At 70.5% G+C, this 12,178-nt stretch carries 15 protein-coding genes and 1 pseudogene; 7 read left to right on the top strand and 9 right to left on the bottom strand.

The window, feature by feature from the left end:
- Nucleotides 1-234: 234 nt before the first annotated feature.
- Genes ACTHMF_RS16350 through ACTHMF_RS16340 form a run of 3 tightly spaced genes read left to right on the top strand, consistent with a single transcriptional unit; the run spans nucleotide 235 to nucleotide 1,888 of the window.
- Nucleotides 235-645 (top strand): hypothetical protein, encoded by a 411-nt coding sequence (locus ACTHMF_RS16350; protein ID WP_440319045.1) that lies wholly within the window; start codon nucleotides 235-237, stop codon nucleotides 643-645.
- Nucleotides 639-857, top strand: coding sequence for a helix-turn-helix transcriptional regulator (locus tag ACTHMF_RS16345; protein ID WP_314146131.1), 219 nt, complete (start codon nucleotides 639-641; stop codon nucleotides 855-857). The genes ACTHMF_RS16350 and ACTHMF_RS16345 overlap by 7 nt, the downstream gene beginning before the upstream one ends.
- A 14-nt stretch (nucleotides 858-871) precedes the next feature.
- Nucleotides 872-1,888, top strand: a complete 1,017-nt coding sequence (locus ACTHMF_RS16340; RefSeq protein ID WP_440319043.1) for an NAD(P)-dependent alcohol dehydrogenase — start codon at nucleotides 872-874, stop codon at nucleotides 1,886-1,888.
- A gap of 33 nt (nucleotides 1,889-1,921) precedes the next feature.
- Here ACTHMF_RS16340 and ACTHMF_RS16335 read toward each other — a convergent pair whose 3' ends face one another.
- The 5 genes from ACTHMF_RS16335 to ACTHMF_RS16315 all read right to left on the bottom strand — a co-directional run bounded on the left by ACTHMF_RS16335 (nucleotide 1,922) and on the right by ACTHMF_RS16315 (nucleotide 7,418).
- A complete protein-coding gene (locus tag ACTHMF_RS16335; RefSeq protein WP_314146133.1) occupies nucleotides 1,922-3,310 on the bottom strand; it encodes a dihydrolipoamide acetyltransferase family protein in 1,389 nt (462 codons plus the stop codon).
- Between the two features lie 26 nt (nucleotides 3,311-3,336).
- Nucleotides 3,337-4,296 carry an alpha-ketoacid dehydrogenase subunit beta gene (locus ACTHMF_RS16330; protein WP_440319046.1) on the bottom strand — a complete coding sequence of 320 codons (960 nt, stop codon included), beginning with the start codon at nucleotides 4,294-4,296 and terminating at the stop codon, nucleotides 3,337-3,339.
- 389 nt (nucleotides 4,297-4,685) lie between these two features.
- Nucleotides 4,686-5,825, bottom strand: coding sequence for a pyruvate dehydrogenase (acetyl-transferring) E1 component subunit alpha (pdhA, locus tag ACTHMF_RS16325; RefSeq protein WP_314146134.1), 1,140 nt, complete (start codon nucleotides 5,823-5,825; stop codon nucleotides 4,686-4,688).
- Nucleotides 5,826-5,829: 4 nt separating this feature from the next.
- A complete protein-coding gene (locus ACTHMF_RS16320) occupies nucleotides 5,830-6,939 on the bottom strand; it encodes a pyridoxal phosphate-dependent aminotransferase (protein WP_314146136.1) in 1,110 nt (369 codons plus the stop codon).
- 38 nt (nucleotides 6,940-6,977) lie between these two features.
- A complete protein-coding gene (locus tag ACTHMF_RS16315; protein ID WP_440319040.1) occupies nucleotides 6,978-7,418 on the bottom strand; it encodes a hypothetical protein in 441 nt (146 codons plus the stop codon).
- A gap of 80 nt (nucleotides 7,419-7,498) precedes the next feature.
- Here ACTHMF_RS16315 and ACTHMF_RS16310 point away from each other — a divergent pair, with 80 nt between their 5' ends.
- Nucleotides 7,499-7,885 carry a phage holin family protein gene (locus tag ACTHMF_RS16310; RefSeq protein ID WP_314146138.1) on the top strand — a complete coding sequence of 129 codons (387 nt, stop codon included), beginning with the start codon at nucleotides 7,499-7,501 and terminating at the stop codon, nucleotides 7,883-7,885.
- Nucleotides 7,886-7,943: 58 nt separating this feature from the next.
- Nucleotides 7,944-9,323, top strand: a complete 1,380-nt coding sequence (gene purB / locus ACTHMF_RS16305; RefSeq protein ID WP_440319038.1) for an adenylosuccinate lyase — start codon at nucleotides 7,944-7,946, stop codon at nucleotides 9,321-9,323.
- A gap of 15 nt (nucleotides 9,324-9,338) precedes the next feature.
- On the opposite strand, the gene ACTHMF_RS16300 is transcribed toward purB, so the two are convergent.
- Both ACTHMF_RS16300 and ACTHMF_RS16295 read right to left on the bottom strand, forming a co-directional pair.
- Entirely contained in the window at nucleotides 9,339-9,692 is a 354-nt protein-coding gene (locus ACTHMF_RS16300) for a hypothetical protein (RefSeq protein WP_440319037.1), read from the bottom strand.
- The gene (locus tag ACTHMF_RS16295) at nucleotides 9,689-10,291 is read right to left on the bottom strand and encodes a DUF308 domain-containing protein (protein WP_440319036.1); all 603 of its coding nucleotides are present in this window, start codon (nucleotides 10,289-10,291) and stop codon (nucleotides 9,689-9,691) included. Before ACTHMF_RS16295 ends, ACTHMF_RS16300 begins: the two co-directional genes overlap by 4 nt.
- Nucleotides 10,292-10,389: 98 nt before the next feature.
- Here ACTHMF_RS16295 and ACTHMF_RS16290 point away from each other — a divergent pair, with 98 nt between their 5' ends.
- Nucleotides 10,390-11,088, top strand: a complete 699-nt coding sequence (locus ACTHMF_RS16290) for a Pr6Pr family membrane protein (RefSeq protein WP_440319035.1) — start codon at nucleotides 10,390-10,392, stop codon at nucleotides 11,086-11,088.
- Between the two features lie 28 nt (nucleotides 11,089-11,116).
- Here the strand turns inward: ACTHMF_RS16290 and ACTHMF_RS16285 are convergent, their stop codons facing one another.
- Nucleotides 11,117-11,623, bottom strand: a complete 507-nt coding sequence (locus tag ACTHMF_RS16285) for a hypothetical protein (RefSeq protein ID WP_440319033.1) — start codon at nucleotides 11,621-11,623, stop codon at nucleotides 11,117-11,119.
- Nucleotides 11,624-11,765: 142 nt separating this feature from the next.
- Between ACTHMF_RS16285 and ACTHMF_RS16280 the strand changes: the two are divergent.
- Nucleotides 11,766-11,873: pseudogene (locus tag ACTHMF_RS16280) on the top strand (CGNR zinc finger domain-containing protein); the annotation flags it as partial.
- Between the two features lie 50 nt (nucleotides 11,874-11,923).
- On the opposite strand, the gene ACTHMF_RS16275 reads toward ACTHMF_RS16280, so the two are convergent.
- Nucleotides 11,924-12,178 (bottom strand): DnaB-like helicase C-terminal domain-containing protein (locus tag ACTHMF_RS16275; RefSeq protein WP_440319031.1); only part of this gene is annotated, 255 nt, incomplete at its 5' end.

Genomic DNA, 12,178 nt, shown 5'->3' with positions numbered 1-12,178 from the left:
TGGCGAGGAGCTGGCGCTTCTGCCTGGGCGGGTGTGCCTGTCTAAGTCGAGGTCGGGACTCTACGACAGTAACCCTTGTTGAGAATGATTGTCAAAATCAGTCGAGGGAGCGCGCCGCGAGGGAAGCGCGCGGCATGGCATCCAGGACTCAGGATGTCTATCACCGTTGACACCATGTCTACTTTGCTTTACATTCGTCGATGTAAAAGAAACCAGACATGAATGGATGCTGCCGTGTCGTACGACGAGAAGAACTCCTGGGTCTTCCTGGTGACCGCCGCGGTGGGCTACGCGACCTACCTGGTGCTGCTCGCCGTTTTCGGTGCAGAGGCGTACGTGCCGCTGCTGCTCTCGACGATCGGCGGCGCGATCGCCGTCAACATCGTTGCGAGCATCGTGATCTCGGTCACCAACGGTCGCGACCGTGACAAGCGGGACCAGCGCGACAGAGAGGTGCACGCGTTCGGCGAGCGGATCGGAGGGTCCTTCGTGGTGCTCGGGGCATTGGCGGCGCTCGTGCTCGCCCTGTTCCAGGCGCCGTGGTTCTGGATCGCCAACGCCGTCTATCTGGCGTTCGCACTCTCCGCCGTCGTCGGCGCGAGCGCTCGACTCGCCGCGTACCGCCGGGGGATGCCGTCGTGGTGAGGGCGACACGCGTCACGAACTCGCTCCGGGCGCTGCGGTTCGCGGCGGGCGAGATGACCCAGGCCGAGCTCGCCGACCGGGTGGGCGTCACCCGGCAGACCATCATCGCCATCGAGCAGGGCCGCTACTCGCCGTCGCTCGAGATGGCGTTCCAGCTCGCGCGGGTGTTCGGGGTCCCGCTCGACGACGTGTTCCAGTACCCCGAAGACTGAGGGAGGGCACGATCATGGAGAACGGGACGGCTGGTGCGCCGGAGGCAGGTGCGACGACGGGGACGATGCGGGCCGTGAGGCCGGAGCGCTACGGCGAGCCGGGCGCCGTGCGCGTGAGCCGTGTCCCCCTCCCCGTGCCGGGGCCGGGCGAGGTGCTCGTCAGGGTCAGGGCGGCGGGCGTCGACGCGGGGACATGGCACCTGACCACCGGCCGCCCCTACCTCATGCGGATCATCGGATTCGGCTGGCGCGGGCCGAAGGCGCAGGCCCTCGGGCTGGCGTTCGCGGGCACCGTCGAGGCGGCCTCCGGCGACGGCGCCTGGCAGGAAGGCGACCGCGTGTTCGGCTCGGCGGACGGCGCGCTGGCGGAGTTCGTCGTGGCGAAGGCAGCGGAGCTGGTGCGGATGCCGGACGACGCCTCCTTCGAGGCGGCGGCGACCCTCCCCGTTTCCGGGGTGACCGCCGCGCAGGCCGTCGCCGCGGCCGCGGTGGGTCCTGGCGATCGCGTGCTCGTGCTCGGTGCGGCGGGAGGCGTCGGCCACTTCGCTGTGCAACTCGCCGTCGGGAGGGGTGCCGTCGTCACCGGAGTCTGCAGCCGGGCGAAGGCGGAGCTGGTGCTCGGCCTGGGCGCCGAACGCGTCGTCGACTACGCGACGACGGACGTGCTCACCGAGGGGACGCGTTACGACGCGATCATCGACACGGCGGGCAACCGTCCGCTCCATCGCCTGCGCCGCATCCTGGAACCGGACGGCGCCGTCGTGCTGGTCGGCGGGGAGGCGGGAGGTGCCTTCATCGGAGGGATCCAGCGCACCGCGGCCGCCGCGCTGCTCGACCGGTTCGCTCGTCAGCGGCTGGTCGGCCTGGTCGCGAAGGAGCGAATGGAGGATCTGCGCGAGTTGGGGGCGCTGCTGGCGAGCGGCGGCATCCATCCGGTGCTCGACACGGCGTACGCGCTGGAGGACACCGCGGCGGCCGTGCAGCACATCGGAGCAGGCAGGGCGCGCGGCAAGGTGGTCGTCACGCCGTGACGAGCCCGCCCACCCGCGTGGCGGCGTCCACGCTCAGTCGAGCAGCAGCGCCGGCTCCTCGATGATCGAGGCGACGTCGGCCAGGAAGCGCGATGCGACGTCGCCGTCCACCACGCGGTGGTCGAACGAGGCGCCGACGGTGGTCACGTAGCGGGGGCGCACCTCGCCGTCGACCACCCAGGGCTTCTGCTTGATCGTGCCGAGCGCGACGATGCCGACCTCGCCCGGGTTCAGGATCGGGGTCCCGGTGTCCATGCCGAACACGCCGACGTTGGTGATCGTGATCGTGCCGCCCGCCATGTCCGCCGGCGGCGTCTTGCCCGCGCGCGCGGTCAGGGTGAGCTCCTCGAGCGCCCTGGCCAGCTCGAGCAGGGACATCTCCTGCGCGTCCTTGATGTTCGGGACGATCAGCCCGCGCGGCGTCGCCGCCGCGATGCCGAGGTTGACGTAGTGCCGGACGATGATCTCCTCGTCCGTCCACGACGAGTTCACCGTCGGGTTGCGGCGCACCGCCCACATGATCGCCTTCGCGACGATCAGCAGCGGGGACACCTTCACGCCCGCGAAGTCGGCGGAGTTCTTCAGGCGCTTGACGAACTCCATGGTGCGCGTCGCGTCCACGTCCACGAACAGGCTCACGTGCGGCGCGGTGAAGGCGCTCGTCGTCATCGCGGTGGCGATCGCCTTGCGGACGCCCTTGACCGGAATGCGCTCCTCGCGGTCGTTCGGCCACTCCGGCGTCTGGATGTTGCGGAACACGCTCGCCTGGGTCGCCTCGCGCAGCACGTCGTCGCGCGTGACGTCGCCGATCGGACCGGTCGCGGTGACGGCGGAGAGGTCGACGCCGAGGTCCTTGGCGAGCTTGCGGATCGGCGGCTTGGCGATGACCGGCGTGCCCTGCGCTGCGGCCGGCGCGCTCTGCGGCGCGGGAGCGGGGGCCGGCGCCGGGGCGCTCGGGGCTGCCGCCTGCGCGGGCGCGGGTGTGAAGACGACCGGGATCGAGCTGGTGCCCGGGTGCGTCGCGCGACGGCGGCGGCTGGTGCCGTGACCGGCGGCCCCGTAGCCGACCAGGACGGCGCCCGGCTTGGGCTCGTCCGTCTCGTGCGAGACGCTCGCCGCGGTGTCCGCCTCGGCCTCGGCCACCTCGCTCACCGGCTGCGCGGGAGCGGCCTGCGCGGCCTCCTCGCCCGTCACGGTGAAGATCGGCGTCCCGACCTCGACGGTCTGGCCCTCGGTCACGAGGAGTTCGCCGACCGTGCCCTCGAAGGGCGACGGCAGCTCGACGAGCGACTTCGCCGTCTCGATCTCGACGATCACCTGGTTGACGGCGACCTTCTCACCCGGCGCGACCTTCCACGAGACGATCTCCGCCTCGGTCAGGCCCTCGCCCACATCGGGCAGCAGGAACTGGGACTCGCTCATGTACGACTTCTTTCGTATCGGCGCGCTCAGTAGGCGAGCGCGCGATCCACGGCCTCGAGGATGCGGTCGGCGTCGGGAAGGTAGATGCCTTCGAGCTTCGCCGGGGGGAACGGGGTGTCGAATCCGGCCACCCGCAGCACCGGCGACTCCAGGGAGTAGAAGGCCTTCTCCGCGACGACGGCGGCGATCTCGGAGCCGACGGAGACGGTTCCGGGCGCCTCCTGCGAGACGATCAGCCGGCCGGTCTTCTGCACCGACTGGACGATGGGGCCGTAGTCGACGGGGGAGAGCGAGCGGACGTCGATGACCTCCAGGCTGCGCCCCTCCTCGGCCGCGATCTCGGCGGCGCGCAGCGCCACGCTGACCATGCCGGCCCACGCGACGACGGTCGCGTCGGTGCCCGTGCGGACGACGCGGCTGGCGTGCAGCGGCACCGGGTTCTCGACGGTGTCGACCTCGCCCTTCGGCCAGTAGCGACTCATCGGCTCGAAGAAGATCACCGGGTCGTCCGAGGCGATCGCCTCCTGGATCATCCAGTACGCGTCGTGCGGGGTCGACGGGGCCACGACCCGCAGGCCCGCGGTGTGCGCGAAGTACGCCTCCGGCGCCTCCTGGTGGTGCTCGACCGCGCCGATGTGACCGCCGTGCGGGATGCGGATGACCACGGGCATCTTCAGCGAGCCGCTGTGCCGGTTGGTCAGCTTGGCGAGCTGCGTGGTGATCTGGTCGAAACCGGGGAAGACGAAGCCGTTGAACTGGATCTCGACCACGGGACGGTAGCCGCGCATGGCCAGGCCGATCGCGCTGCCGACGATGCCGGCCTCCGCGAGCGGGGTGTCCAGCACGCGCTGCGGCCCGAACTCCTTCTGCAGGCCCTCCGTCACGCGGAAGACGCCGCCGAGCGGGCCGACATCCTCGCCCATGATCAGGACGCGGGGGTCCTCGGCGAGCGCACGACGCAGTCCGGCGTTCAGCGCCTTGACCATCGGCAGATTCTGGATGCGCGGCCCGGGCTCGGCGGGGGCGGCGGGCTCCGCGGGGGCGGCGTCGGCCGCTGCCTCGGCGGCGGATTCCGGCTCGGTCTGCACCTCGGCCTCCGCCTCCACTTCAGCGTCCGCGCGAGCGTCCTGCTCCGCGTCCTCCTCGGCCTGGGCCTCGGCGGCGGCCACCGTCGCGTCGTCGATCGTGAACTCGCGCGTCCACTCCTGCTCCGCCACGTGCTCCTCGAGCACGCGCGAGCCCGGCTCGCTCTCGACGATCTCCACGACGTCGATCGCCTGCGTGTCGGCGAGCCCCGCGCCGTCCTGCTGGTGCTGGTGCTCGTCGCCTTCGATCAGCTCGGCCTCCACGTATTCGGCCTCGCTCCTCACGTCGCTCATGCGTCACCTCCGAAGGACGCCTCGTACTCGTCGAGCCACCGTCGCTGCTCGTCGACCACGGGATGCGGCTCACTGTAGACGTGCTCGAACATGCTCGATGCCGGCGGGTTCGGCAGCTCGAGCGTGCGGCGGCGAACGTCCGCGGCCAGGTCGGCCGCCTCCTCGTCCGCGCTCGCGAAGAACGCCTGGCCGACGCCCTGCTGCTCGAGGAAGACGCGGAACCGCAGGATCGGGTCGCGCTCTGCCCAGTGGGCGAGCTCCTCGTCGGTGCGGTACTTGGTCGGGTCGTCGCTCGAGGTGTGCGCGCCCATCCGGTAGGTGAGGGCCTCGATCATGCTCGGTCCCTCGCCGTTCCGCGCGTCGTCCAGGTGCTTCGCGGTCACCGCGTAGGCGGCGAGCACGTCGTTCCCGTCGATCTGGACGCCCGGAATGCCGAAGCCGCTCGAGCGCAGATAAAGAGGAGTACGCGACTGGGTGCTCACCGGCACCGAGATGGCCCAGTGGTTGTTCTGCAGGAAGAAGACCTGCGGGGTCTGGTAGCTGGCCGCGAAGACGAAGGCCTCGCTGACGTCGCCCTGGCTGGTCGCGCCGTCGCCGAAGTAGCTGATGACGGCCTCGTCCACCTCGGGGTCGCCGGTGCCGACCTTGCCGTCGAACTTCACGCCCATGGCGTAGCCCGTCGCGTGCAGCGTGTGCGATCCGATCACCAGCGTGTACAGGTGGAAGTTGTTCACGGCGGGGTCGGCCGGGTCCCAGCCGCCGTGCGTCGTCCCGCGCAGCAGCCCCATGATCCCGACCGGGTCGATCCCGCGGATCATGCCGACCGCGTGCTCGCGGTACGACGGGAACAGGTTGTCCTGCGGCTTCGCGGCGTGCGCGGAGCCGACCTGCGCGCCCTCCTGACCGTGACTCGGCACCCAGAGGCCGAGCTGGCCCTGGCGCTGCAGGTTCGCCGCCTCGTTGTCGAAGGCACGCACCTTGACCATGTCGCGGTAGAAGCGGCGGTAGTCGTCCTCGTCGAGCCTCTCCAGATAGGGGAGGTACTCGCCGGCCGGGTCGCTCGGCTGGAAACGGCCGTCAGCGGTCAGCAGCTGGACGGTGTTCGCCGGGCGCGGGGTATCGTTCGTCGCAACCACCGTTCTAACCTAACCGCTTGCCTGCGTGCCCATTTGGTAGATCTCGCACAATATCGGCGGCTACTTCAAGGAGTTTCTCCACAGATTCCTGCTCGCCGACGCTGATCCGGATGCCCTCCGGCGGGAACGCCCGGACGGTGAGCCCGGCGTCGAAGAAGGCGTCGTTCGCCGCCTGCGTCTCGTCGCCGGTGGCCAGCCAGACGAAGTTGCCCTGCGCCTGCGGAACGTTCCAGCCCTGCTCGATGAGCGCATCCCGCAGCCGGTCGCGCCGCATCGCGATGCGCGCCACGCGCTCCATGAGCTCGTCCTCCGCCTCGATCGAGGCGAGCGCCGCCACCCGGGCGGCGTCCGTCACCGAAAGCGGGATGGCCGCCGACCGCGCCGCGTCCAGCACCGCCGCCGGGCCGACCGCGTAGCCGACGCGCAGCGCCGCGAGCCCGTACGCCTTCGAGAAGGTGCGCAGCACGACGAGGTTGGGGTAGCGGGTCAGCAGCGGGATGCCGTCGACCGAGTCGTCCTCGGTGACGAACTCGTAGTATGCCTCGTCGAGCAGCACGAGCAGGTCGGACGGCACGGCCGCCATGAACTCCTCGAACTCGGCGGCGGTGACGATGGTCCCCGTCGGGTTGTTCGGCGTGCAGACGATGACGACGCGCGTGGCGTCCGTGATCGCGGCGGCCATCGCCGGCAGGTCGTGACGCCCGTCCGGGCGGTTCGGGACCTGGACGCTGGTCGCGCCGGCCACGGTCACGAGTCCCGGGTAGGCCTCGAAGGAGCGCCAGGAGTACACGACCTCGTCGCCGGGTCCCGCCGCCGCCATGATGAACTGCGAGAGCAGCGAGACGGAGCCGCTGCCGAGGTGCACCTGGTCGACGCCGACGCCGTGCCGCACCGCGAGGCGCTCGCGCAGGTCCGCGCCCCCGGCGTTCGGGTAGCGGTTGAGGTCGGCGAGGGTCGCCGTCACCGCCTCCACGACGGAGGGGAGCGGGGGATAGGGGTTCTCGTTGCTCGACAGCTTGAAGCCGTCCGCGGGTGCCGGCCGGCCCTGCTTGTAGGCGGGGACCGCCACGATCTCGGGCCGCAGGCGCACGCGCAGCGTGTCTTCGTCAGTCACAGACCCAACTTAGCCGCGCGTGCATTCCCGTGGGGGAATCAGGATCGCGTCCGAGAGAAGGTCAATCGGGCGGCGCAATTCAGGAACGCGGCGGCGAAGAAGAGGCTGGTGATCGCATCCACGACGTCACCCGCCCCCTCGGCGACCGCGAACACCGCGGGCGTCGAGACGAGATAGAAGACGCCGAGCCACCAGCTCGCCCGCGGAAAGGCCGTCAGCCGCCACCACGGTCGAGGCGGATCGACAGGCTCGCCTCTTCCCCGAAAAGACCGGGCCAGCACGATGACCAGCGCAGTGGCGACGACGGACCACACCACGTGGACCGGCTCTGCCGGAAAGACGAGGTAGGCGCTCGAGGCGAGCGAGCCTCCACCGAGGATCGTCGAGACGAGGAACCCCGCCTTGTGCCACGGGTTCATCACACGCAGGGGCCACCACTGCATCGGCGCGTACACACGCCGCCCGGTGCGCTCCTCCACAGGCGCGGGAAATCTCTCCACGATCCCGAACAGTACCGTGGTACCTGTTCCGATCACGCTCGTCCTGGGAGGATGACGGCATGCGATTCCTTCTGAGGGTCATCATCAACTCCGTCGCGCTCTGGCTCACGACTCTGATCGTGAGCGGCGTCTCGGTGCATCCGTATGCGGACGGCACCACCGCGACCGTGCTGACCTACCTGCTCATCGCTGTGATCTTCGGGGTGGTGAACGCGATCGTGGGCACGGTCATCCGCGTGGTCGCGTTCCCGCTCTACGTCCTCACGCTGGGGCTGATCTCGTTCATCGTGAACGGCCTCCTGCTCCTCATCGTCGCCTGGATCAGCGACGCGATGGGCTTCGGGCTCCACATCGACGGCTTCTGGTGGGGCGTGCTCGGCGCGCTGGTTCTCGGCATCATCGCGTGGCTGATCGGGCTGGTGCTGCGTCCGCTGTCGCGCCGCTGACCGCGCGAGTGCGGGAGAATAGGGGACGAACCCCCATCGACCGCACGCGAGGAGCCCCATGACCGCCCTGCCTCCCCAGCCGCTGAGCCCGCTCGACGGACGTTACCGTCCCGCCGTGATCGGTCTCGGGGACCACCTCTCCGAGGCCGGCCTCAACCGAGCGCGCGTGCAGGTGGAGGTGGAGTGGCTGATCTACCTGACCGGCCACCGGATGTTCGGGTCCAGCCCGCTCTCGGACGAGCAGGTGCGGCAGCTGCGCGCCCTCGTCGACGACTTCGGCCAGCCGGAGATCGACCGCCTCGCCGAGCTCGAGGCGACGACGAAGCACGACGTGAAGGCCGTCGAGTACCTCGTGCGCGAGCGCCTGCACGCGCTGGGGCTCGACAGCATCGCCGAGCTCACCCACTTCGCGGCGACGAGCGAGGACATCAACAACCTCTCCTACGCGCTCACCGTCAGCGCCGCCGTCAACGAGGTCTGGCTGCCGAAGTACCGCGCGGTCATCGCGGAGCTCCGCTCGCAGGCGAACCAGTACCGGGACGCGGCGATGCTCGCCCGCACCCACGGCCAGCCGGCGACGCCGACCACGATGGGCAAGGAGCTCGCCGTGTTCGCGCACCGCCTGGAGCGCATCCGGAAGCAGATCGACGCGACCGAGTACCTGGGCAAGTTCAGCGGAGCGACGGGCACCTTCGCCGCGCACCTCGTGGCCGAGCCGGAGGCGGACTGGCCGGCGATCTCCGAGGAGTTCGTCTCGAGCCTCGGGCTCACCTGGAACCCGCTGACCACGCAGATCGAGTCGCACGACTGGCAGGCGGAGCTCTACGCGCGGATCTCGCACGCCAACCGCGTGCTGCACAACCTGTGCACGGACATCTGGACGTACATCTCGCTCGGCTACTTCCGCCAGACGCCCGAGCCCGGTGCGACGGGCTCGTCCACGATGCCCCACAAGGTCAACCCGATCCGCTTCGAGAACGCCGAGGCCAACCTCGAACTCTCCAGCGCGATCCTGGACTCGCTCGCCGCGACGCTGGTGACCAGCAGGATGCAGCGCGACCTCACCGACTCGAGCGCGCAGCGGAACATCGGCGTCGGGCTCGGCCACTCCGTGCTCGCCCTGGACAACATCCAGCGCGGGCTCGGCCAGATCTCGCTCGACCAGGACGCCCTGGATGCGGACCTCGACGCGAACTGGGAGGTGCTCGCCGAGGCGATCCAGACCGTCATCCGCGCGGAGGTGACGGCGGGACGTTCGAGCATCTCGGACCCGTACGCGCTGCTCAAGGAGCTGACGCGCGGCAAGCGCGTCGACCACGAAGCACTGACGGCGTTCGTGGACGGCTTGGAGATCGGTCAGGCGGCGAAGAACCGCCTGCTCGCCCTCACGCCCGCCGGGTACGTCGGCCTGGCGTCGCAGCTGGTCGACCGCCTCTAAACGGTCGGCCGCGGGTCAGTGACCGCGGGGACGGTCCTGGGGGGCGTCCCCATCCGGCCGGGTCCCGTCGGCGGCAGCGGCCCGCTTCGCCTCCGCCTCGACGTCCTGCTCGTGGATGTCCTCCACCTCGGACGCCGTCGGCTTGAACGCGAGGGCGAACAGCGCCATCAGCACCAGCGACAGGATGAAGGCGATGCCGAGCGCCACGCCGGCGAGGATGAACTCGCGGGTCGCGATGAGGACGATGAGGCCGACGAACACGCCGAGTCCGCCCGAGATGCCGAGCAGCTCGGCGGGCAGGAAGCGGTCGCGACGGGTCGGTTCGAGGCTGCTGGTCACGCTCGGGTCTTTCTTGTCGCGCTTGGTCACGATCCGCTCTCCGCTCGCTCGGCGGCACGGCCGGAGCGGGCCGCCGCGTGCAGGGACGCCGCCCCGATCCCCTGGAAGACGCCGACGATCACGGCCCACGCGCCGAACAGCCCGATCGCGAGCACCGCGTCCGCGGGCACGAAGAGCAGCACCAGAGCGAGCACGGCGGTCAGCGCCCCGGTGATGAGCCAGTCGCGCGCCGCCGCATCATGCGCGCGGTTGCGGACGCCGTTGTACAGCTCGAGGAAGCCGGTGAGCGCCGCCCACACGGTCACGAGGTAGAGGAACAGGCCGAGGCCGCTGGTCATCAGCGCGAGGGCGAGCACGCCGGCGACCACGCCGATGGCGCCCTGGATGACGAACAGCGAGCGGGTGAGGCCGCGCGGGGCGAAGAGCACGGTGAGGACGCTGACCGCGAGCCCGTCGAGCAGCGCGAACACGCCGAAGACGATCAGGCCGAACTCGGGAGTGTGCGCGTCCCGGGTGAAGGTGACGACAGCCGCCGCGGCGAGCGCGACGACAGCGCGCACGGCGGGGACGACCCAGTAGCGGATCGGTGTCGGAATCCCGGGATTCTGGGCAGGAACGGCGGGTGCCACTCGGCGACCTCTTTCATGCAGGTTTCGCGTCCCAGTCTAGTCGTGGGCTTCCTGCGCGTTTGCCGCGCGCCGATGCGCCTGCTCGGTACGATCGCGGGATGCGGATCGGTTTCGGCGTGCTGCGTGCGGCGGTCGCACTGCTGACCCTCGCGGCGATCCTCGCCCAGCTCGGTACGAGTCTGCGGAATGTCGCGGCCGCCGGTGGGAGCCTCCCCGGCCTGGTGCTGAACTTCTTCAGCTTCTTCACGATCGAGTCCAACGTCGCGACGGTCGTCGTGCTGGCGATCGGATCCGTGCTGCTGTTCGCACGCCGCGGCGACGATCCGGGCTGGTTCACGGCGCTGCGCGCCGCCGTGGTCACCTACATGCTCACCACCGGCGTCGTCTACAACCTGCTGCTGCGCAACATCCCGCTCCCGCAGGGGACGACGGTGCCGTGGTCGAACGAGGTCCTGCACGTCGTTGCGCCCGCCTACATGGTGCTGGACTGGCTGCTCGCGCCCGGCCGCACGCCGCTGCGGCGACGCGTGGTCTGGTGGATCGCGGGGTTCCCGATCGTGTGGGCCCTCTACACGCTGCTCCGCGCGCCGTTGGCCGCCGACCCGGTGAGCGGCAGGCAGCCGTGGTACCCGTATCCCTTCCTGAACCCTCAGACATCGGCGAACGGCTACCTGTCCGTCGCCTTCTACATCGTGCTGATCGCGGCGGTGATCCTCTGCGCCGGATACGGCGTGGTGTGGGTGTCGAGGAGGTGGCGCGGCGAGCGGAGGCTCCCCGCCGGGGAGAGCGCGGTCTGAGCGTCCGTCGCCACGAACGCGTGGGGCGCTACGCGCGCGCGGTCTCCACGCCTCGGTCCGAGTGCGCCCAGAACACGATGGCGGCGAGCGCCGCGACGACGAGCAGGAAGCCGCCGGTCGGCAGGACGCTGCGGGCGATGGCGTGGTGCGCGCAGATCGCGGTGAGGATGCCGGCCGCGGCGCCCGTGGCGGCGACGACGGCGAACGACGCGGAGACGACGCGCGCGACACCGGTCTGCAGCATCCCGCGGACCACCAGCCCGGCCGCGGTGATGGCCCAGGTCACCGCGATCGGGACGGCGACGACCATGCCGAGGTCGTCGCGCAGCAGCATCCCGGGGACGACGTAGACGACGGCGCCGGCGAGCATCAGGAGCCCGCCGAGCCCGGCGTAGGCGGCGAGCCGCGAACGCTCGGTGCCCAGACGTTCGATCGGGGCGGCGAGCACCGGCCAGGTGAACGCGAAGGCGAACGACACCACCGCGAGAGCGACGGCGCCCGCACTCTGCAGGAGGGGGATGAGAATCGGGTTCACCTTTCCATTACACCCACGGCTCGTGGTGCATCGCGTCATTCTCGGGGATGATCCGGCTCTCGCGGGCGCTGCGACCGCGGGAGACGACCGTGTCGGTGAACATCGCCACCACAGTCGCCACGCAGTCGCCCGGCTCACGTGGTGCGAGGGCACCCGCTGCACCCGCACCTTCCTCGACGAGTCCCGCGGTGGCAACCGGCGCTGGTGCGGCATGGCGGCCTGCGGCTACCGCGCGAATTCGGCCGCCTACCGGGCGCGCAAGCGGCGCTCGACGGCGACCGCGTCTCGGAGTAGCGCGCGCTACATCGGCGCCATGTCGGCGAACCGGGAGTACATGCCCTGGAAGGCGACGGTGACGGTCTTGGTCGGGCCGTTGCGGTGCTTGGCGACGATCAGGTCGGCCTCGCCCGCGCGCGGGTTGTCCTTCTCGTAGGCGGACTCGCGGTGGAGCAGGATCACGACGTCGGCGTCCTGCTCGATCGAGCCGGACTCGCGGAGGTCGCTCAGGGCGGGGAGCTTGTCGGCGCGCTGCTCGGGGCCACGGTTCAGCTGGGA

It is taken from the genome of Leifsonia sp., from assembly GCF_051955155.1.
GTDB lineage: Bacteria > Actinomycetota > Actinomycetes > Actinomycetales > Microbacteriaceae > Leifsonia.
Note: the sequence above shows the minus strand (reverse complement) of the source record. Positions and strands in the feature narration are given on the sequence as shown.

Excerpts from the sequence above, each read along its gene's own strand:
- ACTHMF_RS16340 (WP_440319043.1), top strand. The coding sequence starts at position 872 with ATGGAGAACGGGACGGCTGGTGCGCCGGAGGCAGGTGCGACGACGGGG.
- ACTHMF_RS16335 (WP_314146133.1), bottom strand. The coding sequence starts at position 3,310 with ATGAGCGAGTCCCAGTTCCTGCTGCCCGATGTGGGCGAGGGCCTGACC.
- ACTHMF_RS16330 (WP_440319046.1), bottom strand. The coding sequence starts at position 4,296 with ATGGTCAAGGCGCTGAACGCCGGACTGCGTCGTGCGCTCGCCGAGGAC.
- ACTHMF_RS16310 (WP_314146138.1), top strand. The coding sequence starts at position 7,499 with ATGCGATTCCTTCTGAGGGTCATCATCAACTCCGTCGCGCTCTGGCTC.
- purB (WP_440319038.1), top strand. The coding sequence starts at position 7,944 with ATGACCGCCCTGCCTCCCCAGCCGCTGAGCCCGCTCGACGGACGTTAC.
- ACTHMF_RS16290 (WP_440319035.1), top strand. The coding sequence starts at position 10,390 with ATGCGGATCGGTTTCGGCGTGCTGCGTGCGGCGGTCGCACTGCTGACC.